29 protein-coding genes and 1 pseudogene are annotated in these 25,407 nt (G+C 53.1%); 11 read left to right on the top strand and 19 right to left on the bottom strand.

Translation table 11 applies throughout. The annotated features are described in order from the left end of the window. The first annotated feature begins 5 nt into the window (after window positions 1-5). The 4 genes from ACI0CA_RS08980 to ACI0CA_RS08995 are packed head-to-tail and all read left to right on the top strand — an operon-like array spanning window position 6 to window position 6,308. Window positions 6-2,168, top strand: coding sequence for an ATP-binding cassette domain-containing protein (locus ACI0CA_RS08980; protein WP_308449766.1), 2,163 nt, complete (start codon window positions 6-8; stop codon window positions 2,166-2,168). A gap of 52 nt (window positions 2,169-2,220) precedes the next feature. Beyond that, the gene (locus ACI0CA_RS08985; RefSeq protein WP_308449765.1) at window positions 2,221-2,796 is read left to right on the top strand and encodes an MptD family putative ECF transporter S component; all 576 of its coding nucleotides are present in this window, start codon (window positions 2,221-2,223) and stop codon (window positions 2,794-2,796) included. Between the two features lie 21 nt (window positions 2,797-2,817). Next, the gene (locus tag ACI0CA_RS08990) at window positions 2,818-4,575 is read left to right on the top strand and encodes an ABC transporter ATP-binding protein (RefSeq protein WP_308449764.1); all 1,758 of its coding nucleotides are present in this window, start codon (window positions 2,818-2,820) and stop codon (window positions 4,573-4,575) included. Further along, entirely contained in the window at window positions 4,575-6,308 is a 1,734-nt protein-coding gene (locus ACI0CA_RS08995) for an ABC transporter ATP-binding protein (protein ID WP_308449763.1), read from the top strand. Before ACI0CA_RS08990 ends, ACI0CA_RS08995 begins: the two co-directional genes overlap by 1 nt. 67 nt (window positions 6,309-6,375) lie before the next feature. Here the strand turns inward: ACI0CA_RS08995 and ACI0CA_RS09000 are convergent, their stop codons facing one another. The 16 genes from ACI0CA_RS09000 to ACI0CA_RS09075 form a co-directional block, all read right to left on the bottom strand. Beyond that, the gene (locus tag ACI0CA_RS09000) at window positions 6,376-7,002 is read right to left on the bottom strand and encodes an L-2-amino-thiazoline-4-carboxylic acid hydrolase (RefSeq protein ID WP_308449762.1); all 627 of its coding nucleotides are present in this window, start codon (window positions 7,000-7,002) and stop codon (window positions 6,376-6,378) included. A 178-nt stretch (window positions 7,003-7,180) separates the two neighbouring features. Continuing rightward, entirely contained in the window at window positions 7,181-7,972 is a 792-nt protein-coding gene (locus tag ACI0CA_RS09005) for a class I SAM-dependent methyltransferase (RefSeq protein WP_308449761.1), read from the bottom strand. Between the two features lie 15 nt (window positions 7,973-7,987). Continuing rightward, entirely contained in the window at window positions 7,988-8,698 is a 711-nt protein-coding gene (locus ACI0CA_RS09010) for a DUF6796 family protein (RefSeq protein WP_308449760.1), read from the bottom strand. 10 nt (window positions 8,699-8,708) lie between these two features. Then, entirely contained in the window at window positions 8,709-9,308 is a 600-nt protein-coding gene (locus tag ACI0CA_RS09015; RefSeq protein ID WP_308449773.1) for an L-2-amino-thiazoline-4-carboxylic acid hydrolase, read from the bottom strand. Continuing rightward, window positions 9,305-9,967 carry an L-2-amino-thiazoline-4-carboxylic acid hydrolase gene (locus tag ACI0CA_RS09020; RefSeq protein WP_308449759.1) on the bottom strand — a complete coding sequence of 221 codons (663 nt, stop codon included), beginning with the start codon at window positions 9,965-9,967 and terminating at the stop codon, window positions 9,305-9,307. Before ACI0CA_RS09020 ends, ACI0CA_RS09015 begins: the two co-directional genes overlap by 4 nt. After that, window positions 9,964-10,896 carry an acyl-CoA thioester hydrolase/BAAT C-terminal domain-containing protein gene (locus tag ACI0CA_RS09025; protein ID WP_308449758.1) on the bottom strand — a complete coding sequence of 311 codons (933 nt, stop codon included), beginning with the start codon at window positions 10,894-10,896 and terminating at the stop codon, window positions 9,964-9,966. The genes ACI0CA_RS09020 and ACI0CA_RS09025 overlap by 4 nt, the downstream gene beginning before the upstream one ends. 14 nt (window positions 10,897-10,910) lie before the next feature. Then, window positions 10,911-11,741, bottom strand: coding sequence for a class I SAM-dependent methyltransferase (locus tag ACI0CA_RS09030; protein WP_308449757.1), 831 nt, complete (start codon window positions 11,739-11,741; stop codon window positions 10,911-10,913). Between the two features lie 9 nt (window positions 11,742-11,750). Next, window positions 11,751-12,524 carry an alpha/beta fold hydrolase gene (locus tag ACI0CA_RS09035; protein ID WP_308449756.1) on the bottom strand — a complete coding sequence of 258 codons (774 nt, stop codon included), beginning with the start codon at window positions 12,522-12,524 and terminating at the stop codon, window positions 11,751-11,753. A 10-nt stretch (window positions 12,525-12,534) separates the two neighbouring features. After that, window positions 12,535-13,029: a hypothetical protein gene (locus ACI0CA_RS09040; protein ID WP_308449755.1), complete on the bottom strand. Its 495-nt coding sequence runs from the start codon at window positions 13,027-13,029 to the stop codon at window positions 12,535-12,537. Continuing rightward, window positions 13,029-13,730 carry an L-2-amino-thiazoline-4-carboxylic acid hydrolase gene (locus tag ACI0CA_RS09045; RefSeq protein WP_308449754.1) on the bottom strand — a complete coding sequence of 234 codons (702 nt, stop codon included), beginning with the start codon at window positions 13,728-13,730 and terminating at the stop codon, window positions 13,029-13,031. Before ACI0CA_RS09045 ends, ACI0CA_RS09040 begins: the two co-directional genes overlap by 1 nt. Further along, window positions 13,727-14,590 (bottom strand): MBL fold metallo-hydrolase, encoded by an 864-nt coding sequence (locus ACI0CA_RS09050; RefSeq protein ID WP_308449753.1) that lies wholly within the window; start codon window positions 14,588-14,590, stop codon window positions 13,727-13,729. The genes ACI0CA_RS09045 and ACI0CA_RS09050 overlap by 4 nt, the downstream gene beginning before the upstream one ends. Window positions 14,591-14,601: 11 nt before the next feature. After that, a complete protein-coding gene (locus ACI0CA_RS09055; RefSeq protein ID WP_308449752.1) occupies window positions 14,602-15,285 on the bottom strand; it encodes a class I SAM-dependent methyltransferase in 684 nt (227 codons plus the stop codon). A 44-nt stretch (window positions 15,286-15,329) separates the two neighbouring features. Continuing rightward, entirely contained in the window at window positions 15,330-16,235 is a 906-nt protein-coding gene (locus tag ACI0CA_RS09060) for an alpha/beta hydrolase (RefSeq protein ID WP_446806923.1), read from the bottom strand. A 12-nt stretch (window positions 16,236-16,247) separates the two neighbouring features. Beyond that, entirely contained in the window at window positions 16,248-16,853 is a 606-nt protein-coding gene (locus tag ACI0CA_RS09065; RefSeq protein WP_395507224.1) for a class I SAM-dependent methyltransferase, read from the bottom strand. A 4-nt stretch (window positions 16,854-16,857) separates the two neighbouring features. Next, window positions 16,858-17,472: a class I SAM-dependent methyltransferase gene (locus tag ACI0CA_RS09070; protein WP_395507225.1), complete on the bottom strand. Its 615-nt coding sequence runs from the start codon at window positions 17,470-17,472 to the stop codon at window positions 16,858-16,860. 110 nt (window positions 17,473-17,582) lie between these two features. Further along, window positions 17,583-18,161: a TetR/AcrR family transcriptional regulator gene (locus tag ACI0CA_RS09075; RefSeq protein ID WP_343285379.1), complete on the bottom strand. Its 579-nt coding sequence runs from the start codon at window positions 18,159-18,161 to the stop codon at window positions 17,583-17,585. A 269-nt stretch (window positions 18,162-18,430) separates the two neighbouring features. Between ACI0CA_RS09075 and ACI0CA_RS09080 the strand changes: the two genes are divergently transcribed. From ACI0CA_RS09080 to ACI0CA_RS09100, 5 genes and pseudogenes are all read left to right on the top strand, one after another. Then, complete coding sequence (locus ACI0CA_RS09080; protein WP_446806922.1) at window positions 18,431-18,754, top strand: hypothetical protein; 324 nt, start codon at window positions 18,431-18,433, stop codon at window positions 18,752-18,754. Between the two features lie 102 nt (window positions 18,755-18,856). Beyond that, window positions 18,857-19,099: an integrase core domain-containing protein gene (locus ACI0CA_RS09085; RefSeq protein ID WP_446806989.1), complete on the top strand. Its 243-nt coding sequence runs from the start codon at window positions 18,857-18,859 to the stop codon at window positions 19,097-19,099. A 248-nt stretch (window positions 19,100-19,347) separates the two neighbouring features. Beyond that, window positions 19,348-19,845 carry an NUDIX hydrolase gene (locus ACI0CA_RS09090; protein WP_308449746.1) on the top strand — a complete coding sequence of 166 codons (498 nt, stop codon included), beginning with the start codon at window positions 19,348-19,350 and terminating at the stop codon, window positions 19,843-19,845. A 57-nt stretch (window positions 19,846-19,902) separates the two neighbouring features. Next, window positions 19,903-20,112, top strand: a complete 210-nt coding sequence (locus tag ACI0CA_RS09095) for an IS3 family transposase (RefSeq protein ID WP_308449745.1) — start codon at window positions 19,903-19,905, stop codon at window positions 20,110-20,112. Between the two features lie 52 nt (window positions 20,113-20,164). Next, window positions 20,165-20,332, top strand: a pseudogene (locus ACI0CA_RS09100) (IS6 family transposase); the annotation flags it as partial. A gap of 226 nt (window positions 20,333-20,558) precedes the next feature. Here the strand turns inward: ACI0CA_RS09100 and ACI0CA_RS09105 are convergent. Beyond that, window positions 20,559-21,035, bottom strand: coding sequence for a hypothetical protein (locus tag ACI0CA_RS09105; RefSeq protein WP_308449744.1), 477 nt, complete (start codon window positions 21,033-21,035; stop codon window positions 20,559-20,561). A gap of 30 nt (window positions 21,036-21,065) precedes the next feature. Beyond that, window positions 21,066-21,245 (bottom strand): hypothetical protein, encoded by a 180-nt coding sequence (locus tag ACI0CA_RS09110; RefSeq protein ID WP_308449743.1) that lies wholly within the window; start codon window positions 21,243-21,245, stop codon window positions 21,066-21,068. Window positions 21,246-21,412: 167 nt separating this feature from the next. Between ACI0CA_RS09110 and ACI0CA_RS09115 the strand changes: the two genes are divergently transcribed. Then, window positions 21,413-23,002, top strand: a complete 1,590-nt coding sequence (locus ACI0CA_RS09115) for a peptide chain release factor 3 (protein ID WP_308449742.1) — start codon at window positions 21,413-21,415, stop codon at window positions 23,000-23,002. 54 nt (window positions 23,003-23,056) lie between these two features. Here ACI0CA_RS09115 and ACI0CA_RS09120 read toward each other — a convergent pair whose 3' ends face one another. Beyond that, the gene (locus tag ACI0CA_RS09120) at window positions 23,057-23,887 is read right to left on the bottom strand and encodes an AraC family transcriptional regulator (protein WP_176820506.1); all 831 of its coding nucleotides are present in this window, start codon (window positions 23,885-23,887) and stop codon (window positions 23,057-23,059) included. A 156-nt stretch (window positions 23,888-24,043) separates the two neighbouring features. On the opposite strand from ACI0CA_RS09120, the gene ACI0CA_RS09125 reads away from it, so the two are divergent. Further along, complete coding sequence (locus ACI0CA_RS09125; protein WP_412331026.1) at window positions 24,044-25,366, top strand: alpha-glucosidase/alpha-galactosidase; 1,323 nt, start codon at window positions 24,044-24,046, stop codon at window positions 25,364-25,366. The last annotated feature ends 41 nt before the right edge of the window (window positions 25,367-25,407 follow it).

A 25,407-nucleotide genomic window follows, 5' to 3' on the forward strand; every position in this document is an offset into this window, starting at 1 on the left:
TTGCGATGATAGATTTTGAATTTGAATTCCAATATACGGAGGCAAAGCTGCCCATCCTCCGACAGGTCGGCGGCGGCATCCCGGCGGGACGCTGCGTGGTGCTCTGCGGAGGCAGCGGATGCGGAAAATCTACGCTGCTGCGGTGCATCAACGGACTAATCCCACAATTTTACGAGGGAGAGCTGAAGGGCTTTTGCCGCCTGAACGGGCAGGACACCGCCGGGCTGCGTATCGGCGAGATCGGCGAGCTGGCAGCATCGGTATTTCAGGATCCGCGGAGTCAGTTTTTTACCGTGAACAGTTCCAATGAAGTGGCCTTCGGCCTTGAAAATCACGGTCTGCCGCAAGATAAAATCCGTCAGCGGGTGGAGGATGCCTTCCGGATCTTTCATCTGGAGCGGCTGAAGGATCGCAATGTCTACGAGTTGTCCAGCGGCGAGCGACAGCTCATCTCCATCTTGTCCGCGTGGGCAATGGACACAGATATTTTTCTGCTGGACGAGCCAACGGCCAACCTGGACTTTGCAGCCACGCAGCAGTTAAAAGAGATTCTGCTTGCCCTGAAAACGCAGGGCAAAACGCTGCTGCTCAGTGAGCACCGGCTCTACTATCTTGCCGACATTGCCGACGAATTTTGGGTTATGGCAGACGGCGAGATCAAAGGAAAATACACTGCCGCAGAGGCAAAGGCGTTCTCGGCGGAGCAGAGACAAACACTTTCTCTGCGCACGCTCGACCTTGCGGAGATCACCGTGCCGGAGAAAGAGCCGCTGCCGAAAACCGCGCCGACGGCGCTTGCCGTCTCAGATGTCCGCTATACATACGGCAGGAAGGCCGGAGATACCCTCTCTGGTGTCAGCTTTTCCATCCGTGAGCATGAGATCATCGGTCTCGTGGGCGCAAACGGCTGTGGCAAAACGACCATCGGCAAGCTGATTGCGGGGCTTTACGATCCCTCCGGCGGGCAGATATTCCTGTACGGCAAAGCGCGAAAGCCTAAGGGTCTGCAAAAGCAGGTGCTGTTCATCCTACAGGAAGCAGAGTTTCAGTTCTTCACCAACTCCGTCCTGCACGAACTGCAATACGGCCATGCGGTGACACCGGAGTTTGAAGCAAAAACGGAAGCGCTGCTGAAAAGTATGGATATGTGGGACTGCCGCGACCGGCATCCCTTTTCCCTCTCCGGCGGGCAGATGCAGCGTCTGGCGCTGATGATGGCGTATCTGTCCGACAAGCCGATCGTCATACTGGACGAGCCGACAGCAGGACAGGACGCGGAAAGTCTGGAGCGGTGCGCGGCGCTGATCCGGGAAATGCGGAAGGAAAAGACGGTTCTCATCATCACCCATGATCTGGAGCTGATTGCAGGTGCGTGTGACCGCTGCATCGGGCTGTCGGATGGACATGCAGAGGCAGAATTTCCCGTTCATTCGGAACGTGATTTGCAAGCGGTACGGCAATATATGGAGCGCTTCCATCCTTCCGATGCTCCTGCGAAAAAACAGCATAAAGAACGATTCCACCCGGCAACGAAGCTGCTTTACTGGCTGGCCCTGTTGGTCGTGATCTCCACGGCAAACAATCACCTTGTCTATGCCTGTTATGCGGCACTGATCTTGCTGACCGCAACTGACGGATGGCTCGGAACGGCAATCGCGGGCGGCATAAGCTTTGGGGTGCTGTGGGCGGCTAACGCCATGCTGCCGGGCACGGTGTTTTCCTTTATGCTGGTGCTGTTCCCGCGTATCATTGCCGTTGGCATTTCCATGCGGACGCTGATTGGGCGGAATGAAGCCAGCCGTACCCTGGCGGCGCTGCGTAATCTGCACCTGCCGGAACGGCTCATTATGATCGTAGCCGTGATCTTCCGCTTCTTCCCCGTTCTGTCGGGAGACATGAAGCTACTGCGGCAATCCATCCGCACCCGTGGCGCATTTGTGACGCCGTGGCAAAAGCTGCGTGCGCTACCATCGTATCTGGAAATTCTGACCGTTCCCATGGCGCTGCGGGTCATCCGCATTGCCGAGACGCTGTCCGCCTCCGCCGAAACACGGGGCATCGACTTAACCCGCCGTAAAAGCAACTATCTGTCGCTTCGGTTTTCTGCGTGGGATGCTGTGTTCTGTGTCCTGCTGGCAGCATCGATCGCCGCCGGCCTTATCCTGTGATCGCCGTCTCTGCGACGTTCAAACATATTTCATTCAAAAAGGAGTCTTTACCATGAGTACTGCAAACCCCAATAAACTGAAAGTCAAGGACATCATCACCGTTGTCCTGCTGGCTCTAATCAATGTGGTCATTTTCTTCGCCAGCTCCGTCCTGTACGCAACGCCCATTACCATCATTCTGATGCCGGTGTTTTTCGCCCTGCTGGAGGGCATCGTCTACTTCATCATCGGCACGAAGGTGAAAAAGCCCGGTGCAATCCTCATTTACAGTATCGTCCGTGCCATTATGGGCGGATACCTGCCGTACATCATCCTCTTTATTCTCTCCGGTGTCATTGCTGAACTACTGCTGTGGAAGATGGGCTACGGCAATGCGAAGGCGCTGACCGTCAGTTATGTCATCAATCAGGTGCTGGCCGCATTCGGCAGCACTATCATTCCCTACGCCATCGCAGCCAAGGCTATGGCGTATCAGATGGTCACTGATGGCCGTCAGGACGCCATCCTTGCCGCATCCCAGATGCTGCAATCCTGGGTGTCTGTGGCGCTGGTGGCCGGTGTGATCGTGGCGGCCTTTATCGGCGCAATGATCGGCAAGCGGATCGTGAAAAAGCACCTTGCTGCGTAATGCAGTCGAAAGGAGTTCACCATGAAAGAAATTGAGCCAAAGCGCTCTGCCGCCTCATGGCTGGCAGAGCTGGCAAAAGGGCGGTACGGCGAGTACGCTTTGAGCGTCCTTACGGCGCTGCTGGGCGTTGCCTGCTCCCTTGCGCCGTATTTCATCATCATTCGGATCATTACCGCGCTGATCAGCGGCACGGCGGAGCTGTCGTACTGCCTGACGCTCTGCGCGTGGATGGCGGGCTGCTGGGTGCTGCGCTATGTGCTGCACAGCGTGTCCACATCCCTCTCCCATCACGCCACCTTCCATGTGCTGGCCAATACCCGCACACGGCTGCTGGATAAGCTGGCCACGTTGCCCCTTGGCACGGTGCTGGACCATTCCTCTGGCTCCTATAAGAACATTATCGTCGAGCGCGTGGACTCCATTGAAACCACTCTTGCCCATTTGCTGCCGGAGATGACAGCCAACATTGTGGGCGCGCTGGCGGTGCTGGTGCTGCTGTTTATCGAGGACTGGCGCATGGGGCTTTCCATGTTGATCGTCGTGCCGCTGGGCATTGGCTGCTTCGCGTCCATGTTCAGCGGCTATAACGAGAAGTTCCGGCGCACGGTCACTGCGACGAAGGCACTCAACGACACGGCTGTGGAGTACATCAGCGGCATTGAGGTCATCAAGGCCTTCGGCCAGTCCAAGACCAGCTACGCTAAGTTCGTCTCCGCCGCAAAAGAGGGCGCGGACTGCTTCATCGACTGGATGCGGGGAAGTTTGTTCGGGCAGGTAGCCGGAATGGCGATACTCCCTTCAACGCTTCTCGGCATCCTGCCGGTGGGCTGCCTGCTTTACATGCGCGGTACACTGTCGGCAGAAACATTTCTGGCGATCATCGTGCTTTCGTTCGGTGTTATGCAGCCGCTGATCACCGCCTTCTCCTACACCGACGACATCGCACAGGTCACGACCATCGTCGGCGAGGTAGCGGAGGTGCTGTCCGGCGAAGATATGCAGCGCCCGGAAAGTGCGGAAAAGCTGCCTGCGGACAACTCCATCGAGCTGAAAGATGTCCGCTTTGCCTATCACGACAAGGAGGTACTGCACGGAGTCAATCTACACATTGCCCCGGGGACAGTCAATGCTCTTGTGGGCCCCTCCGGCAGCGGAAAGTCCACCATCGCCCGGCTTATCGCCTCCCTTTGGGACGTGAAGGACGGCTCTATCGAGCTGGGCGGCGTGGACATTCGCACGCTGCCGCTGGCGGAGTGCACAAAGCGCATCGCCTATGTATCCCAGGACAACTACCTCTTTGACCTTTCTGTCATGGACAATATTCGCATGGGCAAAAAGGGCGCAACCGACGAGGAGGTCATCGATGCGGCGAAAAAATGCGGCTGCCACGAGTTCATCATGGGGCTTGAAAACGGCTATCAGACCATATGCGGTGCCTCCGGCGGACACCTCTCCGGCGGCGAACGGCAGCGCATCTCCATTGCCCGTGCCATGCTGAAGGATGCACCCATTGTCATTCTGGACGAGGCCACCTCCTACACTGACCCGGAGAACGAGGCGGTCATCCAGTCGGCACTGGCAAAGCTGGTACGGGGTAAGACGCTGCTGGTCATCGCCCACCGCCTGTCTACCATCGCCGATGCCGATCAGATCATTGTCGTGAATCACGGCAAGATCGAAGCCACCGGCACACAGTCGGAGCTGCTTGCCTCCTGCCCGCTTTATCAAACCATGTGGGAAGCCCACATCAGCGTCAAAGACGATGGGGAGGTGGCATAATGCTCAAGACACTGAAAAAGTTTTTTGCCTTCTGCGGGGCGGACAACCGCAGGCTGTTTATGACATCCATCTGGCTGGGCGTGATCAGCGCCATCTGCTCCGCCATGCGTATTCCTGCCGCTGCCATCGTCATTCAGGCGCTACTCACTAAAAATGTCACTATGCCGACGCTCTGGACGAGCCTCGGCATTATCGTAATCTCATTGATCATTACGATTGCCATCAATATGAAGGCCACTATGCTCCAGACCCGTGCAGGCTACCGTGCCTGCGCCAACAAGCGAATTGAGATTGCCGAGCATCTGCGGTATCTGCCTATGGGCTGGTTCAACGACAACAGCCTGGGTGAGGTGACCTCCGTCACCACCAACACCATGGAGAACATGGCCAACATTGCCACACGGGTGGTCATGGTCACAACGAGGGGCTTCCTGACCTCCGGCATCATCGCGGTCATGATGTTCCTGTTCGACTGGCGCATGGGGCTTATAACACTGGTGGGACTGCTGATGTTCTTCGCCGTCAACGCTGCCATGCAGCGGGCAGAGCAATCGCTGGCGCAGCGAAAATTCAATGCCGACGAACGGCTTGTGTCCAAGGTGCTGGAATATGTGCAGGGCATCGCCGAGGTCAAGAATTTTGACCTGACTCACGACTCTGCCACGCAGGTACACGGCGCTGTGGAGGAAGCCCGCAAGGCTTCCTTCGCCATGGAGCTGCCGTCTGTTCTTTATATGCTGGCGCAGTTCATCGTCAACAAGCTCACCGGCGTTGCCGTCTGCACCGCTGCCATCGGCTTTTACTTCGGCGGCACTATGGAGCTTACAAACTGCCTTTTGATGCTGATCTGCTCCTTCATTCTCTTTGAGCAGCTGGACTCAGCCGGGAGCTTTTCGTCCCTGTTCCGTTCTATCGATATTGGTGTGGACAAGGCAAACGCGATTCTGCGTGTAGAGCCCATGGATATTGACGGGGAGGAACTGTCGCCGGAGCGGGAGGACATTGCTCTGTCTCATGTAAACTTCTCCTACGACAGCAAGCCCATTCTGCAAGATGTGTCGTTGACGATTCCGGAGAAAACCACCGTCGCCATCGTCGGCCCCTCAGGAAGTGGTAAAACAACCCTCTGCAATCTTATGGCGAGGTTCTGGGATGTGCAGTCCGGCAGCGTGCGCCTCGGCGGACGGGATGTGCGGGAGTACAGCTACGACAGCCTCATCCGCAATTTCTCCTTTGTGTTTCAGCGGACCTATCTGTTCTCGGACACCATCGCCAACAATATCCGCTTCGGAAAGCCCGATGCCTCCATGGAGGAGGTAAAGGCTGCAGCAAAGAAGGCGCGGTGCTGCGACTTTATCATGGCGCTGCCGGACGGCTTTGACACTGTTATCGGCGAGGGCGGTGCAACGCTCTCCGGCGGCGAGCGGCAGCGCATTTCCATTGCCCGGGCGATTATGAAGGACGCACCAATCATCATTCTGGACGAAGCCACTGCCAATGTTGACCCCGAAAATGAAAAGGAGCTGATGGAGGCCGTTGCGGAATTGACCCACGATAAGACGGTCATCATGATCGCTCACCGGCTGAAAACCGTGCGCAATGCCGACAAAATATTCGTTGTCGAACACGGCGAGATCATCCAGCAGGGCACGCATGACGAGCTGGTTGCTGTTGACGGGCTCTACCGCCGCTTCGTGGTGGAGCGCAAGCAGGCCGCCGGGTGGAAGGTCTGAAGAAACACAATCTAAAAAATATGAAAAGAAGCTCGTATCAGCTATTGACCGATACGAGCTTCTTCGTTTATTCTCTGTTTCCTGTAATGTAATAGTCGCAGAATTCTCCGCCGTTTGCCAACGCCTGCTTTCTGTGCAGCACGCCGTGCTGGAGTGTGATCATCACCTCGTCCAACTCGCAGAACAGCGGCATCAACTCGGAAACGCCCAGCTTTTCCGCATAGGCGCAGATGGGGCAGCGGGTGATGCGGTAGTAGCAAGCTCCTTCATGAGGCTGTCCCTCAAAGTCCACTTTGAACGATGTCGGATATTGTTTTTCCTTTTCCGGCGTGTACCACTTGACATACTTCACGATGCTCTTTTTGTTCTCTGCCTTGCCCTTATCGGTGTTCAGGTCGGTTTTCGCAAAATACCACTTGATGTGGTAAAGCGAACGCCGCATCATCTCCTGCACCGTCTCCGGGGGGATCTTCTTCCCGCTTGCTATGTAAGGTGCGACAAAGGCGAGTGCAAACAGCTCGTTGTATGCCATTGGGTTGTCGTCACCAATGTCGGCAGCTTTCCCGACCAGTTCACGATAGACTTTTTTGCTCTTTTTCATAATGTCGGCGGCATATTCCCTGCCGTACTTCTCTGCCAGAACCTTTTTCATCGGGCTTTTGAACATCCAGAAATAAAAATCGTTGTATTTCATATCACTTTTCCTCCCGTGATTTATTTACAGGCTTAAGGAACGCAGCCCAGCCGCCGAAGTGATAGACCATCGTCGCGTCCATATATAGCCCGGCAGTCTTGCGGTCGGTACATTCCGCCATGCTCCGGCGGTAGCTGTCAAACTGTGCGGAGATCAGCTTTCCATGATGCCGCGCCGATTACTTTCTTCCCACCAGCAATGTTGAGCCGTGAAGCATCAGGTGTCCGGCTTCCTTCGATGTCATAAAGCTGCCGTCGGCCGTGTCCATCAGCTCCACGCGCTCATAGCCCATGTCCATGAGCTTTTGGACAAACGCCTGCATATCGCCGTATCTGCGGGGTGACATCAGGTCATGGATAGCAAATGTTCCGCCCTTTTTCAGCACGCGCAGCGTTTCCAGCAGAAGCTGCTGCTTGTCCTTTCCCGTGATATTATGATAGACATAGTTGCTGGTCACCGCGTCGAAGCTCTCGTCGGGGAAATCCAGCTTCACGGCGTTTCCACGCCGGAACGAAGCGTTTTTCACGCCCTCCGCAGCGGCGTTTTTTTCGCACAGCGGCAGGCTGAAGGAGGCGTATTCCTTGCCCCAGCGGTCGATACCGATCATTTTTCCCTGGGGATTGCGCTTTGCGCAGGCAATGGTCAGCACACCGCTGCCGCAGCCGATGTCCAGTCCCACACCGCCCTCCGGCAGCGTGATATGCTCCGCCGTGCCGTCAATGATCTGCTTTGAGAGCTTGCGCTCGCCGTCATAGGAAAAGACCCGATAGGCATACACGCACCACTGGGTGTACTTTGCACAAACGACAAAGGCAATGCCGAACACCACTCCCAGCACGACGCGCAGCTTTCCGCTCACACAGACGCCGAATACGCCAAAAACCAGCAGCAGCGTAAAGGACAGCACCGTTCCCGCGATGAGCGAAACCAGCATTCCCTTGGGAATCCAGTTTTTGTAGTCAGGCTTCATATTCAAGACTCCTTTTTATTGAGTGTGACTTCTCTCATAAGCTGCAGTCGCGATGCACCAGATCACGATGGCGCTGTTCGTGCTGCTCTGGCTCATTACGGACATCCATGTGGCTGTCGGCACCTGCATGGCCTGTGCAATATCAGGAACAGCAACCAGCAGAAGATTCCATGTGACCGGATGGAAAACGAGCATCCACCTGGGATAACGGGTTTTACCGACAAGCAGCATCACAAAATGGATACCAAAAACCAATAGCATCGGAACATACATGGGGAGGATTGCGGGGAGCATGTCATCCTGATAGGCTGTGACCGCTGTGATGGCGGCCTCCGCTCCGATACGCGGCCCCAGATAGGTGGAAAACCACGCCAGAGTAGCCGCCCAGAGATGGATCGACAAGGCTACCACAACCGTAAATAACCCGCAAAAATACTGGATAGCTTTTGTTCTCGTATACCTTGCGTCAATATCCGTATTCAGTGCCGTCACCATGAAGGAGTAGAGGAAGCACCCAAGCGCTCCCATTCCGACGACCAATGCAGGCTTCCACAAGGCGTAGGCGCCGGACAGATAACAGGCTCTGTTGAATATTCCGGTGTCCGTCTTCTGCAGCGGAACGCATCCCAGCAGCCAATCGCCGGCAGCCATCAATATCCCGCCGATTGCGCCAAGAATATAGCATTGGATAAACGGTTTCTTTTCTTCCTTCTTCAACTTGTTCATTCCTGTGCATCTATTTTATGGTTTTCATGCAGAAATCGCAGCGGTCATTTCCACGCCCCAGTGTCATACTTCTCTCCCAGATCAGCTTCGGATGAAGACCGGTGTAGCTGATGTCGTCGCTGTCGCAAAAGCAGCAGCACAGCTCAGGACATCCGTATGCCACGCAGGTGTCATGATATGGACATTTCATCATATCCACACGCCATATGCCGTTGCCGGCCTGCAGCTCTTTTGGGGCAAAGCCCGCCGCCGGGCCGAAGACGCTCCGCGTGGATTTGACGAAAACGCCGGGAACAAGGCGGTAAAGCCCCGGTATGTGCAGCAGGGCGGCAAGCTGTTTGTGGCTCGTTCTCGCCAAGCGCTCCACATAGCCGTGCACGGTTTGCAGCGCCTCCTCTTTCGGCATGACCCGCTGTAAGGTCTCGTAGGCCGCAATGCCCGGCAAGATTTGCCGTTTGAGGTGGTATTGCTTCTCCTTGCTTGCATCTGCATTTTCAGCCAGCAGCACATTCAACCGCGTATCAAAAAAGGCATTCAGCTCCTTGGCCTGCGAGGGAAAGCACTGCGCCGCAGTCTCTCGAAAATCACGGGAGAGATAGGTTTCCTTTATCGTCCTGCCTCCGTCCCAGCTTTCATGAAGCCCTTCTTTTTATACCCGCAGTCGCAGTATGGGCCGCCGGAGGCGAGCGTGTACTGCCGCACAAAGTCGGTCACGCCGCCCGCCTCGCTCATAGTGTAGTCCAGACGGCACAGCGCGGGAGTGAGGTCATATAGTCCCAGCTTTTTCATCAGCACACAGATGCCGCATTTGGTGAAGCGTCCCTCGTAGCCGCTGCCGTCGGGGTATTCGTAAAACTCCATATTCCACGAGTAGGGGTTGCGGTCAGCGGCTCTCAGCGCGGCGGTGGCTTTCATACCGGCAATGTCCTTTTCGGTGAATTTGCTCTTTCCGCTCATTTGGCAGAACCATTTCATGGGCTTTGTCATCATGGATTTTGCGTAATACTCCGTCAGCCACTCCACATCCGGACGCTCCGGCATGGAGAGAACGAACGCGCCGATCATTGCGCAGTTGACGATATTCATCTTGAACCGGTCGCCTTTTTCAAATTCGGGCAGCTCGGAGATGATCTCCCTGTATTTCGGCTTTGCTTTTTTCGTGATGGTTTTTGCCGTATCGACATCATAGCCGAATACAACCGTCAGCTGTTTTTGGAATGAGCCTGCAAACATCGTCCACATGCCGAAAGACATTCCAAAATAGGTCACTTTTTGTCCCTCCAATCGCATATCACGCGGGTCATGCGGCGGTCAATGTCAATGCGAGCCGTTTTACACTCCCTGGGATATTTCTTCGCAGCGCTGAACGCCAGCTTGACAAACAGTGCCGAGCCGACGGGAAGCATGGTCGTGAGCATACCGTCGGGGAAAACAAAATGCGTGCCGTGCTCATATACGACCGCCTCGACTTCGCAGGAGTGCGGTTTCTCCGCAAGGCGTTTTTCCATGCGGCGGATATATTTTGCGGTGTCCCAAAGTGCGTCGTCCTCTGCGCCGACAAGAAACAGCTTGCCGCAGATATTCTCGACTTTTATGAATTCCTCCTCGGTAATCGGGTGCGCCGCTTCAGAGTCGTCAAACAGCTTGCGGGAGGCAACCATATTACCGGTGCGTTTGGACTCCTCCGAGATCATATGCCAATAGTCGGGGTGCTTACAGCAAAACGGCATATAGGGTAGTGGTTTACCTTTGTAGGAAAAGAGCGATTCGCCCTCGATCGGCCATTCCTTACAGCCGTCCTTTTTGCCCTGCATGAAACCCTGCCACACGAAGTCGCTGGGGGTCATTGCGATGGTCAGAGAGATATCATCAAATAGCGAAGCCGCCGTCAGGGCGAGCGTGCCGGTCGTTGATGCTCCCGCAATGCCTATTTTTTCGTTGCCGTGTAATTTGAGCCATGCCATTGCTTTTTCGATGCGTTCAAGAGGATAATTGTGATGACCGTAGTCCTTTTTTGCAGGCGACATAGTCAAAATGTTCACGCCGAGGCGAAGTAGCCACTTCACCGCAGAGCGCGCCATATAATCCTCGGGGTCGTCGCCGAGCATGGCGATGACGGCGCAGTCCGAGCCGTCCTTGCATGCCCAATACGCGCCGTAAAAGCCATCACTTTCAACATCAAAGTGGATGTGTTTCATTCAAAACGCCTCTTTCAAAAGTTGATCTTTACAATCTGCATCTTCATCATTCCGTCACCGACCCTGGCGAGAAAACGGAAAAAGCCGCTGACGGACGGGTCCTTCAAATCATTGTAGCCCAGCATATAGCCCCGGCTGGTGACCTGCAAGCGACTGTCCCACAGGGAAAGCTCACTTTTTGCGTCTGAAACCGCAAAATACGCGCCCACATCCTTGATCTTCGCGCTCTTGAGCCATGTCTTGGCAATCATCTTTACCGCCGTCCGGTTCGCTGCGTCAAATACCAGCACGCCGCCGGGAAAAGCGTCTGCCATTTTTTGAATCAAAGCCTTGACCTGTTCGGTCAAAAAGTAGTAGAACACGCCGGAGGCAAAGAACACCGCGCCGCCGGAGGCATCGATTTGGGGGAACCACTCGGTATTGTTCAAATCACAAGGGATGCTTTCCTCCCGCTTTCCGGCGGGCAGCAGTTCATTGCGCACGGCGATCACATCGGGAAAGTCCAGATTGTAAATTTTGCAGCTGCCGTTATCGCAGCTTCTCCCTGTGCTGTCCAGTCCGCAGCCCAGATTGACCACCGCCGCATTGGGGTGAGATTTCAGATAATCCCGCGCCTCAAAAGCAAGGTCATTCTGCCGCATGGCCACCTCCAGTGAACCGAAACGCTGCATGAGGCTGCGGGAGTTTTTCTCCGCCTCTGAAAAGTCATAGTCGATCTCACCGATCAGCTGCACCGCCGTTTCATCCCGATAAAGATTCGGATACAGCTCTGAGCAGACCTTCCTCGCATACAGCGGAATGATCAGCGTCTCCTGCACGGTGTTTTTCTCAATTTTGTATTTCATAGGTACATCTCACTTTCTGATAAATGGCAGTTCCGGCATACAGTCACGCTCGGCGATATATGCCAGCATTTCGGCGAACCCCTTTGGATCGCGAATCTGATATTGCATATGCTCGTATCCCTCAAACACGGGATAATGGCCGCAGGGGTAGGCTTCCATCACCGCCTGACGGTATTTGAAATGATCTTCTATGCTGCCAAACTCAAAATAGCTGTGCTTTTGCAGTTCCTCGGGAAGGGACGGAAAGGGCTTATCCTCCAGGCTGTCCGAAATCTGCCGTCGCAAATTTGTATAGGTCAGATTTTCCCCTGCGGCTATAAAATACGGCTTTATGGAATCGTCGTCACACCACAGTATCTTTTTCAGCGTACCGCCCTTCGACCAATATAGGCTCTTGATGGCAAAATACAGAAACGGCGTCATGATACGGCGCGTGCCCTTTCCGATTTGGGCGAACTGCCCGCCGTCAAAGAAAGCGTGCTCCACGGGCAGCTTCGTCTGCGTCAGAAACGCCATGGCAAGGTCTGCACCGATGGAAGAAGCGACCACCATCGCCAGCCGCTCCACTCCCTGTCGATGCAGAAAGTCCTCCACCTGCCGTATTTCGTCCAGCTTGCTGACATATTTCTGCCCCTCGCAGTAAACGGTGGAGGTGGGCAGAATGCAGAAATACCGATCCTGCAAAAACCTCGCAATCGGTTCGCTGCTTGCGCCTGTCACGCCCATAGCATGAAAGAACAGCACGGCAGGATTCCTCCTGTCGCCATATGTTTGAAACAGCATTTCTATCGCCTCAGCTTTCCATAAAAAGCATCATGATTGCCGCCAGTGCTGCCGAAATGACCGCCATGCCCACCGTGCCGAACAGCCACTTTTTGCCCTTATCCTTGGCTGTAATGTAGGGTTTCAGGTCTTCCGTTCCCGGAATTTCCCATGCGTTCGTATGTCCTACCCAATAGCCGTCAACCCAAAATCGGTCTATGAGATTCATAACGGACAGTATGACCAGCAGCTGCCAAAAGCCCTGAACGAAGCCCTTTGCGCCGTTGAGCGCATAGACGCAGACCAGCACATAGGCGATGTAGCCGGGGACGCAGACAGCTTTGAAAATCAAAGCATTTCGCTTGATTTTCGCGTGTGTTGTAAGTCCCAGCGTTACGCACCGCTCCTGCACCTCCGGGCTGTAAAGATGCACCATGCCCACCGCGCCCTTGCGGATACCGATGGCGCAAACCAAAATGAGCAGAACGCCCAGCCCGATGCCTTCCAAAATCACCTGTAAAAGCATTACCGATTCCTCCTGAAGCCCGCCTCATCTCGATATTCGGGATGTTCCTTTAAGTATGGGTCTTTATCGCCGCAGATGGTGTAGTCGCACTGGTAGCCGTCCACGCAGGTAGTTGTCCGCACGAGCTTGGCATGCAGCAGCTCCATGGACGCATAGTCCACATTGCACAGGGCGGGCATAATGTCCGTAAATCCGAACTGCTTGGCAAATTCCGCCGCCGGACACGCCGTAAATTCATAATAGATGGGCTTGCCGCCTTCGTAAGGCGCAACATTCATCTCGTAATCGTGCCATGCATCGCAGCGCTTTTTGGCGGTGGTGAATGCCCGATACATCAGCCTTTTCCAAAACGGCTTATTGATGTCAACGAAGCGCAGCTTCCGGAACGCCGGCAGGATCAGATTCTCTTCGATCTCTTCCATTTCGCGGAATGTGACCACATCCCGGCACACATCGTAAAAGCACATGATGGCGATGCAGTCGTAGGTGCCGCCTGCGCCGTTGTGAAAATTCTTCTTGCCGCCGAGGTCTGTGCGCCAGTCGGAAAGAAGCTCTGCGTATCTCAGCTGCACCTGCTCCCAGACCGCCTCGCGCTCCGCCTCCGGATAGTGCAGGGCGATTTTCGCCAGAATTTCCTTTTTGCAGGGCTTGGAATATAAGACGTGACAGCTGCGGTCAAATTGCAATTCGCTGTCCTTCATCTTCCCACGCCTTTCAGAAAACCGCTCTTTGCATTTTCTTCGGTATCGTCCGATTCGTCGTAGGCATCATAGGGCGCCGACGGGTCGTGTACCCGTTTTTTGAATGGCGAACAGAGCTTGTCCTTATGGGCAAAAGCAAATTCCAAATTGTCCGTCCATCCCGTGTGACCGGTGATGAAATACGGATGCAAACCGCGTGCGCGCAGCTTACGCTCCAGCTCCGCAAGTGACTGCACAGCCAGCTTATTGTCCTCTGCCAACGAGGAAATGAAGCTATATCCGCCATCTGCGCCGAACCACAGCGTGTCACCGGTAAACAAATACTCATCGTCAATGAGGTAGACCATATGACCCCAGGTATGACCGGGAACAAGGAAGCATTCGATTTTGATGCCGTCAATGTCGAAAACCTCGCCGTCATGCAGCAGCACCTTTTCGTTGTTGATCGTGACCTGCGGTAATTTATAGAGATGATAGATCACTTTTCGCCGCACCTCGCCGGTGAGATACCGGTTCTCAACCTCGCCTATGTACAGCTTTGCGTCCCGGAACAATCCCGGACTGTCGGACTCCACCGCGCCCACATGGTCGGTGTCCTGATGGGTGATAAGGATATGGCGTATCGACTTCGGATCAATGCCGAGCCAGCCCATTTTTTCGGCAAGGCGGTCGTAGTTGTAGCCCGCATCGATCATAATGGTCGTATCGCCTTTGCGGTAGAAGAAGATGTTGGCCACCCACTCCCGCACGCAGGCCACATGGTCGTCGATCCAGCCGGTATTCAGCGGCTTGAAGATTTCCTTGCCGCGGTACATTTTGCTCATTTCTTTTTTCTGAAATTCGGTTGCTTTCTTTGACATATTATCGCTCCCTATTTTGATTTTCGGCAGACAAACCACGCCATGCTTTTCAGGTTTCCCATGTCCACATCCGTATACATTCCATCCAGCCGCGCTTTCAGACTGGAAACCGTCTCATAGGGCGGTGTGAAGAAGCCCGCCTTTTCATAAATGTGCCGGATAAACCAGTCTGTCCGCTTCTGTTCGTCCCTCACATAGAAGCAGCCGCAGAATGTCCCGCCGGGTCTCAAAACCCGGAAAACCTCCCGATAGGCGGCTTCCTTGTCCGGAAAAGCATGAAAGCCGTTCAGCGACAACACAATATCAAACGCACCGTCCGCATAGGGAAGTGCGCCCACATCACCCTGCCGAAAGGTTACGTTTTTCAGGTGCAGGCGGTCGGCCTTTTCCTGCGCCTGTCCCATCATATCCGCCGAGTAATCTAGACAGGTGATGTCTGCTTTTGGCAGCGTCTGATAAACCGGCATGGTCAGGATACCCGTCCCTACCGGCACCTCCAGCAGCTTGCCAGAGAAATCATCTGGAATACCCGACAGTGCTTTTTCAAGATAAGCATCACATTCCGCCTTGTTCATATCCCACACCAGACGGCACACCGCTTTCCCGCTCAGGGTAGAGCAGGTGATCATGCCGTCATAAAAATTGTTGCCGCCTGTCAGTCGGTACGCACCGCGAATGACTTCTTTTCGTTCCATGGGTTTCCCTCCGTATTTCAATCATCACACGACCGTTTCCGATCTCATTTTTTCAAAATGTCCACGATTTTCGCAAAGTCCTCCTTTGCCTCCTTGAAGATCGGCAGCATACAGTAGCAATGCACCATCTTCGGGCGGGCAGACACCGTACAGGGGACATTTGCCCGTTTGCAGGCTTCCTCAAAGTCCGGCAAAGCGCCGTAGAGCACCTCGTCGGCAGAATAGAAGAAGTGAATATCGCCCACGCCGGTAAAATCTCCCCGAGAGCCGGAGAGCATATAGTCCGGCACATTCTCGCAGCCGTGCCGCATGAACTTCTCCACCGTCACCATAAAGGCATAATCGATGAAAACATCCCTTTCATTGAGCACCCGCATCCGCGCCTTTTCCGCATCGTTCCACGGCACCTCACCGGGGGATACGGCGACAATGTGCCTCGGATGCGGCAGCGGTTTGGGCTGCGCGTTGTTGTGCGCCGCAATGCCCAGCGCCAGCGCACCGCCGGAGGAAAAGCCACAAGTACTGACATTTCCGCCGCCGTACAGTGCAATCATTTTTCGATAACATTCGTACACCATCGCGTAGGTTTCAGTAATGCAGTGTTCCATGCAGAGCGGGTAAAACGGAAACCACACATCACAGCCGGTCTCGCGGCAGAGCTTGCGCATCACAGGCAGGTCGCCCTTATCGGGGCCGATCACCATGCCGCCGCCAAAGAAATAGAGAATCGCGCGCTCGGACGGCTTCGGATGCTCTCGCACGATCAGGCAGGGAAAGCCGTTTACCGCGATCGTTTCATAATATGCCTTGCGGTCGGTGGGCGTAAAAACGCCACGATGCCGGTTCTGCTTTTCAATTTCCTTTCGCAGTGCATCCTCCGGCAAGGCGAACGCCTTTTTCGCGCCGGAGAGCTTGTATACGCTGCGTAAGATAGATGCAAAGATACTCATGATTTAGCCCCCTCATTTCCACGCCGTAATGCAGAGCCAGCTTTTCTTTTTGTGTATCTGCACATCGTGAAAGCCCGCCTGCTCCAGATACATCTTCAGCTCGGCGTCCTTGTAGATGGTCATGCCGCCGATGATCTCCGTCCACTTCTCATCCTTGTCCGAGTCGCCATTGCTCTCGTTGCAGATGAGCAATGTCCCGCCGGGCTTCAGCACCCGGTAAACCTCCCGGAAGCACTGCGGCAGATCGGGCCAGAAATAGACGGTTTCAAAGGCCGTTACCGCATCGAACCAGTCGCCTGCAAAGATCATATCCGCCACGCTGCCTTGCAGAACGGTGCAGCGGCCCTCCGCTATGGCGGCCTCGTTGACCTTTTTGGATTTCTCCACACTGACGGGGGAATAGTCAATGCCCTTGACAATACCCTCCGGGCATTTTTTCAGAAGTCTCTTGATGTTCGCCCCTCCGCCGCAGCCGCAGTCCAGCACCTTGGCATCCAGAGTAAGCTTCAAAAAGCGAAGTCCCCACCGTGCCACAGGACTGTGCCCCAGGTTCATCATGGCGACCATGATTTTCCCGCCAAGCCCCACAGGCTTTCTGGTGTTCTCAAAAAATGACATCTTATCACACCTCCGATTTCACACATTCCGCATAGGTCAGCGGGAAGGACGCCTTCAGAACAGCGCTCTTCCGCACCGCCCAGCCGTTTTGCCGTAGGAAACGCAGGTATTCCGCGCTCGTCCACTTGCTGCGGAGAGGGAAGCCTGCCAACTTCATGAAAAAGGCTTTGACCTTGCCGGAAAACGAGTTTCCCGCATGGGTAAAGGTGGGCGCGATGAGCACACCGTCGTCCTTCATCACCCGGCGGATCTCGGCAAGAGCTTTCTCCGGCTGCGGCACGATATGCAGCGCATTGGACGCGATCACCACATCAAAGGACTTATCCGCATAGGGCAGGCGGAACATATCCTGCACGGAGAAGTACAGCTTGGCAGAGCGGGTATCCCGCTTTGCCTCGGCGATCATCTCTGCGGAGGCGTCCGTCGCCTCGATGTGCGCCGCCGCGTTTACGATGTGTTTTGCAATCAATCCCGTGCCGGTAGCAAGCTCCAACACCGTCTTGGCTTTTACAACCGGCCGGATCAGCTCATACATCTCGTCATACGCCGCCCGATCCTTTCGCATAAAGCGGTCGTAACGTCCGGCATTTTTGTCCCAGAAATTCTTGTGTCCCTGCATCGCTATCATTCCTTTCAATGTTAGATTAACCTAACCGACGCGTGCACCCGGACGGTTAGATGGTGCTAACCATTGTACCTTGGAAAAGCCGCATCTCTGCGGCCTTCCGCTTATTTAAATAACTCCCTGCAAGCGCCGTACACCAGCGTTTCCAGCACCTGCGGGTACAGTCCTCCTATTTGCTCCTTGTGAGAAACGGTGAGGATCAGTCCCCGCACCGTGGCGGCAGCCAAAGAGATGCCGCGACTCGGCACAAGGTCATATTTTTCCAAGAGCTGACGAATATGCGTTTCGTCATCGTGGTAATGCACGTTTTTGACATCCTCCGGCAGTCTCTGCAAAAGCAGCTTCGCATCGTTTTCAATGAAAACCATGTCGCCGGTATCGGACAGCCGCCGGCAAACGGCAAGAACCGCCTTTGCCGCACGCTCCGATGTTGGCAGGCCGCCATTTCTGTGCAACGCCTGGTCAGCCACTCCGTAAAGCTCGGAGTGAATGTTCTCCAAAACCGCGAAGAAGGCCATCTCCTTGGATTCGAAGAATTTATAAAATGAGCCTTTTGCGATACCGACAGCCTTTGTCAGTTGATCCACTGAGGTTTTCTTCATCCCCAGCGTGACAGCACAATGTCTCGTTTCCTTCAGCAACGCCTTGCGGAGCTGCTCAGTCTCGTAATCGGTAAAAGCCAAGGCCGCACCCTCCCTGAAATATGACCGTTTCGGTTCTTCCGGTCATATTATACCGCGCTTCTTTCTGGTTTGCAAGGGGTGTGGAGAAAAAAACGCTAATCAAAAGGAGTGCAGTGTTGCAGAAAGAGACGACGGAATTCCGGTAATCGTTGAAAGAAAAGTCGCACAGACCGAATAGCCATCCGCATCAGCATACAGCCCGTGAAGAAGATATGATTCGTGAAGCTGTGCGGCAGTCTTACTTTCGCTACGGCTGGGAAGGTGCATATATGGCGGCAAAGGAAGGCGGTTACAGCAGAAGCTACAGCGGATTCATCTATGCCGCCAAAAGACTCGGACTGTGCGGAGGCAAGCAGGAAAAGCCAAACATACGCAAGAGTGACCGCCGGTATTCCGAGATTCTTGTTCCGGGAGAAAAAGTGCAGGTAGACGTTAAAGAAGTGCTGTATAACTTCCTGAAAGGCGCAGCAAAACGAGACGGAAAGCACTTATACCGATGGACAGCCATAGACGAATGCACCAGAATACGATTTATTTACGGGTTTGAGGAGCATACACCTGAAAACTCGGTGAAGTTCTTCAAAATGCTTTAAAAAATATTTCCGTTCAAGATTCAGACAATCCAGACGGATAACGGAACGGAGTTTACATACAAGTACATCAGCGATACGGAACTCTGTCCGTTTGACATCGCTTTGAAGAACGCCGGTGTGCAGCACAAGCTGATTCCACCCAGAACGCCTTGGCACAACGGCAAGGTAGAGCGGAGTCATCGAAACGACCAGCGCTATTTTTACAACTGGGAAAAGTTTGCAAGTGTAAAAGATCTAAACCGAAAGCTCAAAGATCATTTGCACTGGAGCAACAGAAAGCCCATGCGCACGCTGGGCGGCAAAAGCCCTCTTGATCTTCTCCGTGAAATTCTTTCTATCGCCTGATTCTTTTCTATCCCTCTTTTCTTTACCTTCTGTGGGTCATATCTATTTACAACGCAGAAGATATGATATATAATTCGGACACGGATACTAGCTTTTTAGAATTCCAATCTCGTGTCAGAGATACGTTCTTGCGTTATGCCACAAAATGAAAATTTGTAATTATTGATGCAAAACAAGAAAAAGCTCAAATGTTGAGCGAACTAGTTCAGCAACTCAAAAAAGTCTATAAATAATGGAGATAGAAAACCATGCGAAACAACAATAAGCAGTGGCACAGACATTATGGAGTATATGGTGTTTGTGTGAATAAAAGAAAGGAACTGTTAGTTATTGAAAAAAACGGCGGACCATATTCTGGACTGTGGGATCTTCCTGGTGGATCCTTTGAAAATCCTGAAAGCATATCAGAATGCTTAATCCGAGAAATAGAAGAAGAAACCGGATTGTGTGTTTCTATTTCAGAAAATTTGAGTACTTTCGATATATTGACAAACTCTCCCTATAACGGTTTCGATTATACGCATCATATTGCTATGACGTATTGTATTGACATCATAAGTGATAGCGAGAAAGAAATTAGTGAGTATGTAAACGATAGATCAGGCTCGGTCGAAAATGACTCTCTAGGTTACAAGTGGATATCTATCGATAGTTTTTGCGAGAAAAATGCTTCACCACTAGTAATAAAGGTGTGTGAACTTATTAACAACAAAAAGTCCTTTGAAATAATTGAGTACGTAATCTAATACTTTCAAAGGTAACAGTGTTATTTTGCTGACACATGGATTCTGCACCATGCGTGCATGGAATCCTTTCATTCTATTCTCAAGCGTGAATGGCTCAATCGCTTTAAAATTCGCGATTACAAGCAGGTATACCGGTTGATTTTCAAATATCTGGAAGCTTTTTACAACACGAAACGAATTCACAGTCATTGCGACTATATGTCACCAGATGAATTCGAGCAAGTATATAAAAGAGCACACATTAAGGCGGAGCTGCGGGCAGGTTGAATTTGGGAGAAATTTCTCATTTTAACTTGTACTAAATCTTGACATAGGACCAAAGCAGGGCTTTTCTTCCTTTGAGAGCGCTAATAACCTGATCTCCATGTTTGTGTTCTTCTTTAACTTTGTTCGTCCTCATTCCGCTTTGAACGGGCTTACACCCGCGCAAGTCGCCGGTCTCAGTTTACCCACCCGCAAAAAACGAGATTTTCCTCTCGTCGCTTGATATTTTCCTGTGTTTTGTCCCTCGCTCTTTCATTTTTACTTTACGGTGCCTTTGGTAACTTCATTATACTGAATACAAAACGAAAAGACAAATGTGTGGATTTAAGAAACAGAAAAAGGCTCTGACCTTTTACAGTCAAAGCCTCATCTGCCACTGCAATGCCTTAGTTTTATTAAGTTTTATCATACTGCCTTATCAAACCTCAGCATTTCCTGCAGCGTTTTTATTATGGCTCTTTCCTGCGGTTTTGAATGCGGCGTATGAGCAGCGCCGAGCCGCCGACGGCGAGCACGCCCCAGCCAAAGAGGAGCGATGCACGGACAATCCATTTCCCGGTTGCGTTCTTTTGCTTCTCGCCATGAATGTGAAGCTTTGCGTTTCCGCCTTCCCCGCACTGCACGGTAAATGTCATGCTCTCTTCGGCGGTAAGCGTACCGATATAAATCTCGGCAAACCCGAGTGCAGCACTGTCCCCCGAGAAAAGCATCACACTTTGCCCATTTTGCACACGCAGAAGCTTTACTTCACCTTGGCTTTCTTCTGCCGTGAGATATAACTCAAGCGGCACGGTACATTCGTTTTTGAATACAAGACTGAGGGGCACGCCGCTTTCGGCTATGACAGTCTTTTCTAAACGGTCTCCGCTGAAAAACACCGGCAGCAAAAACGCCGTGATGAACGCCAGGACCCGAACCGAAAACATGCGCACCCCTCCTCGGCCGCCGGGCGCGCATCACCATACGCGCCGCCTGTAAGAGGGCACCGACGGGCCTTTTTCTTCATGTATATGCGTGTGCGCCGGCGTTATATACGCACGGTACCGCATGACGATCTCCGCATGCCTGCCGAACAGCTTTTCCAAAAGCGTCAGGACGGTCTTTTTCTCTTCGCGATAGTGCTTTCCGTGTTTCATCGTTTTCCTATGCCCTTTCCGTAAATTTTGTGATCTCTACGGATAAAATACCACGACACAGCGAAATATTTTGTCATTCCCATCATGCGGAAATCTTGAACTTTCCACGCATTTGTGGTAAAATAAATCGGTTATTTTGAATTTGTGAAGAAACAGAGGTTATCATCTTGGCCGATTTTAGAAATGAGATTGAAAAACGGCGCACGTTCGCGATTATTTCGCACCCGGACGCCGGTAAAACGACACTGACGGAAAAGTTCCTTCTGTACGGCGGCGCCATTCAGCTGGCCGGTGCGGTCAAGGGCAAAAAGAATGCGCGCCACGCCGTTTCCGACTGGATGGAAATTGAAAAGCAGCGTGGTATCTCCGTCACCTCTTCTGTTATGCAGTTCCAGTATGAGGGCTACTGCATCAATATTTTGGACACCCCGGGCCACCAGGACTTCTCTGAAGACACGTACCGCACGCTGATGGCGGCAGACTCCGCCGTGATGGTCATTGACGCTTCAAAGGGCGTTGAGGCACAGACGAGAAAGCTTTTTAAGGTCTGCGTCATGCGCGATATTCCGATTTTCACGTTCATCAACAAGATGGACCGCGACGCGCAGAGCCCGTATGATCTTTTGGACGAGATCGAAAAAGAGCTCGGCATCGGCACCTACCCGATGAACTGGCCGATTGGCTCCGGTGTGGACTTCAAGGGCGTTTACGACCGCGAAAAGTCCGAAATTCTCGCGTTTGAAGGAGACAAAGAGCTGCGCGGTCAACACGAAGTCAAAGCGCACGAGATCGATCTGAACGACGCGGCACTTGAGACCATTCTCGGCGAAAGCCTGTGCCAGACGCTGCGCGATGACGTAGAGCTTCTGGACGGCGCGGGCTATGAATTTGACCTTGAAAAAGTGCGTCATGGCAAGCTCTCCCCCGTGTTCTTCGGCTCCGCTTTGACAAACTTCGGCGTGGAGCCGTTTCTCGAGAGCTTTCTGCGTATGACGACCTCCCCGCTGCCGCGCCAAACCTCGGAGGGTGTGGTTGACCCGTTCAGCAAGGATTTTTCTGCGTTCGTCTTCAAAATTCAGGCGAACATGAACAAGGCGCACCGCGACCGCATTGCATTCATGCGCATTTGCAGCGGCAAGTTTGAAAAAGGCATGGAGGTCACCCATGTGCAGGGCGGTCGCAAGATCAAGCTTTCGCAGCCGCAGCAGATGATGGCGCAGAGCCGCGAAATCATTGACGAGGCGTATGCGGGCGACATCATCGGTGTGTTCGACCCGGGCATCTTCTCCATCGGCGACACGATCTGCACGGGTAAAAAAGTGCAATTTGAAGGCATTCCAACGTTCGCGCCGGAGTTTTTCTGCCGCGTGCAGCAAAAGGACACGATGAAGCGCAAGCAGTTCGTCAAGGGCACTACACAGATTGCACAGGAAGGCGCCATTCAGATCTTCCAGGAGATCGCCTCCGGCATGGAGGAAGTCATTGTCGGCGTTGTGGGTACACTGCAGTTTGACGTATTCAAGTACCGCATGGAAAACGAGTACAACGTTGAAATTCGCATGGAAACGCTGCCGTACTCACTCATCCGATGGATCGACACGCCGGACGTGGACCTCAAAAAGCTGAACCTCACGTCCGACACAAAAAAGGTGCAGGACATTCGCGGACGTTACCTTTTGCTTTTCTCAAATGAGTGGAGCATCCGCTGGGCGCTGGAGCACAACGAAGGCCTGGAGCTTTCCGAGTTCAGCCGCTAAATTTTATAAAAAGCAACGCTCTGTATGGCTTTTGTGCCGTACAGAGCGTTGTTGTTATGTATTGCTGCTTGATTTTTGCTTGTGGCTGTCCGCGACGAACTCTTTCGGCGTCATGCCGGTGCAGCGCTTAAAGCGTCCGCAGAACGAGGCGGAATCCGAAAATCCGCAGGAAAGCGCCGTTTCACTGACAGTATATGTACCCGCCAGCAGCATTTTTTTCGCCGCATTGATGCGCACCTGCATCAAATATTGCTTCGGCGACATGCTTTCGGAAGCAGAGAAAATGCGGTAGAGATACGTGCGGTCTATGCCGATATGCCGCGCGAGGTCGCTGATCTGAATGGGATAGCCGTAGTTGCTTTTGATGTAGCCGATGGCCTTATTCACATACTCATGCTCGCGGGTGTACGCGCCGCCGTGTGCGGATTCCTCCAAAACGGACATCGCGCCGTAAAAGCCGCTCATCACTTTAAACAAGCTGCCTTTGTTGAATTCGTCAATCATCTCGTGCATGTAGCGGATGAACTCGTCGCCGTTTTCAAGCTTTGTTGTGTATTGGCTGACAAGGCCCGTGCGGCGCAGGATCTCCAGTACATCAAAGCCGTCGAATGCGACCCACATGTACTCCCACGGGTCTTCGCGATCGGCAATGTAATATGTGCGCTCACCCGGGCGGATGAGGAAGCACTCGTTTGCGTGCAGCGTGTAGGTTTCTTCTCCGACGGTATACGTACCCTTGCCGGAGATGACGTAGTGCAGCAAATACTGATTGCGCACGGCCGGACCCCAGAAATGCCCGCCCTCACATTTTTCGTAACCGCAGTAATACACGGTAACAGAGCCGCCGTTATTCAAATTTTCCGCTCTATGCTTTATGGTGTTCATACCCGTCCCTACCTTTGTAATTCCCTATTCAGTATAGCACACTTAAACACAAAATACAACAAAATCACAACGAAAAGAAACAAAAAATATAGAATCTGCACACTATGCACCGTATAATGAATACAAGAATCGTTTTTATGGAAGGAGTTACAGATTATGCCAAAAATTACATTCATGGGCGCGGGCAGCACCGTTTTTGCACGCAATGTGCTCGGCGACTGCATGTGCACGCCCTCTCTGTGTGAGAGCGAGATCGCTCTCTATGATATCGATGCCGAGCGTTTGGAAGAGTCTTACATCATTCTCAGCGCTATCAACAAGAATACGAACGGCGGCAAGGCGACACTGAAGACCTATTGCGGCGTTGAGAACCGCAAAGAAGCGCTGCGCGGTGCGGACTTCGTCGTAAACGCCATTCAAGTCGGCTTCTACGACCCGTGCACAATCATCGATTTCGAGGTGCCGAAGAAGTACGGTCTGCGCCAGACGATTGCCGATACGATGGGCATTGGCGGCATCATGCGTGCACTGCGCACCATTCCTGTTTTGGAAGATTTTGCCCGCGATATGGAAGAAGTTTGCCCGAACGCATGGTTCCTCAATTACACAAACCCGATGGCAATGCTTTCCGGCTACATGCAGCGCTATACGAACGTAAAGACCGTCGGCCTCTGCCACAGCGTGCAGGTCTGCTCTAAGGAGCTTCTAAAAGCCCTTGGTATGGAAGATAAGATTGAAGGCCGCCGCGAGCTCATCGCCGGCATCAACCACATGGGCTGGCTTTTGAAGATTGAAGACAAGGACGGAAACGACCTCTACCCCGAGATCAAGCGCCGCGCCGCAGAAAAGAATGCGACCGAAAAGCACAAAGATATGGTGCGCTATGAGTACATTCGCCGCCTCGGCTACTACTGCACCGAATCCAGCGAGCATAATGCGGAATACAATCCGCTCTTCATCAAGTCCCGTTACCCGGAGCTCATTGAACAGTTCAACATTCCGCTGGACGAATACCCGCGCCGCTGCATCAACCAGATCAAGGGTTGGAAGGAAGAAAAAGAAAGCATTTTGAAGGACGGCAAAGTGGAGCACACCCGCTCCAGCGAATATGCCTCCTACATTATGGAAGCTATGGTTACCGGCAACCCGTATAAGATCGGCGGCAACGTACTGAACACCGGCCTTATCGATAACCTGCCCGCCGATGCGTGCGTTGAGGTACCGTGCCTTGTGGACAAGATGGGCGTAAATCCGTGCCACGTTGGCCGCCTGCCGGTACAGCTTGCCGCAATGAACATGACAAACATCAACGCACAGCTGATGACAATCGAAGCGGCACGCACCAGAAAGCGCGAGGACATCTATCGCGCCGCTATGCTGGATCCGCACACCGCAGCCGAGCTTTCCATCGACGACATCGTGAAGATGTGCGACGACCTCATCGAGGCACACGGCGAATACATGGCGATGTACAAATAACTCAACGTTTTCCTCCATTGATACTTCTATAGAAAGCAATA

The organism is Hominenteromicrobium mulieris, assembly GCF_046197855.1.
GTDB classification, from domain to species: domain Bacteria; phylum Bacillota; class Clostridia; order Oscillospirales; family Acutalibacteraceae; genus Hominenteromicrobium; species Hominenteromicrobium mulieris.

Bases quoted from the DNA above. Each gene is read 5' to 3' on its own strand.
- ACI0CA_RS09035 (WP_308449756.1), bottom strand. From the start codon at position 12,524: ATGCTGTTTCAAACATATGGCGACAGGAGGAATCCTGCCGTGCTGTTC.
- ACI0CA_RS09005 (WP_308449761.1), bottom strand. From the start codon at position 7,972: ATGAAGCCTGACTACAAAAACTGGATTCCCAAGGGAATGCTGGTTTCG.
- ACI0CA_RS09060 (WP_446806923.1), bottom strand. From the start codon at position 16,235: ATGAGTATCTTTGCATCTATCTTACGCAGCGTATACAAGCTCTCCGGC.
- ACI0CA_RS09090 (WP_308449746.1), top strand. From the start codon at position 19,348: ATGCGAAACAACAATAAGCAGTGGCACAGACATTATGGAGTATATGGT.
- ACI0CA_RS09120 (WP_176820506.1), bottom strand. From the start codon at position 23,887: ATGAACACCATAAAGCATAGAGCGGAAAATTTGAATAACGGCGGCTCT.
- ACI0CA_RS09055 (WP_308449752.1), bottom strand. From the start codon at position 15,285: ATGGAACGAAAAGAAGTCATTCGCGGTGCGTACCGACTGACAGGCGGC.
- ACI0CA_RS09095 (WP_308449745.1), top strand. From the start codon at position 19,903: ATGGAATCCTTTCATTCTATTCTCAAGCGTGAATGGCTCAATCGCTTT.
- ACI0CA_RS09050 (WP_308449753.1), bottom strand. From the start codon at position 14,590: ATGTCAAAGAAAGCAACCGAATTTCAGAAAAAAGAAATGAGCAAAATG.
- ACI0CA_RS09000 (WP_308449762.1), bottom strand. From the start codon at position 7,002: ATGAAATACAACGATTTTTATTTCTGGATGTTCAAAAGCCCGATGAAA.
- ACI0CA_RS09040 (WP_308449755.1), bottom strand. From the start codon at position 13,029: ATGCTTTTACAGGTGATTTTGGAAGGCATCGGGCTGGGCGTTCTGCTC.
- ACI0CA_RS09025 (WP_308449758.1), bottom strand. From the start codon at position 10,896: ATGAAACACATCCACTTTGATGTTGAAAGTGATGGCTTTTACGGCGCG.
- ACI0CA_RS09030 (WP_308449757.1), bottom strand. From the start codon at position 11,741: ATGAAATACAAAATTGAGAAAAACACCGTGCAGGAGACGCTGATCATT.
- ACI0CA_RS08985 (WP_308449765.1), top strand. From the start codon at position 2,221: ATGAGTACTGCAAACCCCAATAAACTGAAAGTCAAGGACATCATCACC.
- ACI0CA_RS08990 (WP_308449764.1), top strand. From the start codon at position 2,818: ATGAAAGAAATTGAGCCAAAGCGCTCTGCCGCCTCATGGCTGGCAGAG.
- ACI0CA_RS09065 (WP_395507224.1), bottom strand. From the start codon at position 16,853: ATGTCATTTTTTGAGAACACCAGAAAGCCTGTGGGGCTTGGCGGGAAA.
- ACI0CA_RS09110 (WP_308449743.1), bottom strand. From the start codon at position 21,245: ATGAAACACGGAAAGCACTATCGCGAAGAGAAAAAGACCGTCCTGACG.
- ACI0CA_RS09045 (WP_308449754.1), bottom strand. From the start codon at position 13,730: ATGAAGGACAGCGAATTGCAATTTGACCGCAGCTGTCACGTCTTATAT.
- ACI0CA_RS09070 (WP_395507225.1), bottom strand. From the start codon at position 17,472: ATGCAGGGACACAAGAATTTCTGGGACAAAAATGCCGGACGTTACGAC.
- ACI0CA_RS09125 (WP_412331026.1), top strand. From the start codon at position 24,044: ATGCCAAAAATTACATTCATGGGCGCGGGCAGCACCGTTTTTGCACGC.
- ACI0CA_RS09105 (WP_308449744.1), bottom strand. From the start codon at position 21,035: ATGTTTTCGGTTCGGGTCCTGGCGTTCATCACGGCGTTTTTGCTGCCG.
- ACI0CA_RS09010 (WP_308449760.1), bottom strand. From the start codon at position 8,698: ATGAACAAGTTGAAGAAGGAAGAAAAGAAACCGTTTATCCAATGCTAT.
- ACI0CA_RS08980 (WP_308449766.1), top strand. From the start codon at position 6: ATGATAGATTTTGAATTTGAATTCCAATATACGGAGGCAAAGCTGCCC.
- ACI0CA_RS09080 (WP_446806922.1), top strand. From the start codon at position 18,431: ATGGCGGCAAAGGAAGGCGGTTACAGCAGAAGCTACAGCGGATTCATC.
- ACI0CA_RS08995 (WP_308449763.1), top strand. From the start codon at position 4,575: ATGCTCAAGACACTGAAAAAGTTTTTTGCCTTCTGCGGGGCGGACAAC.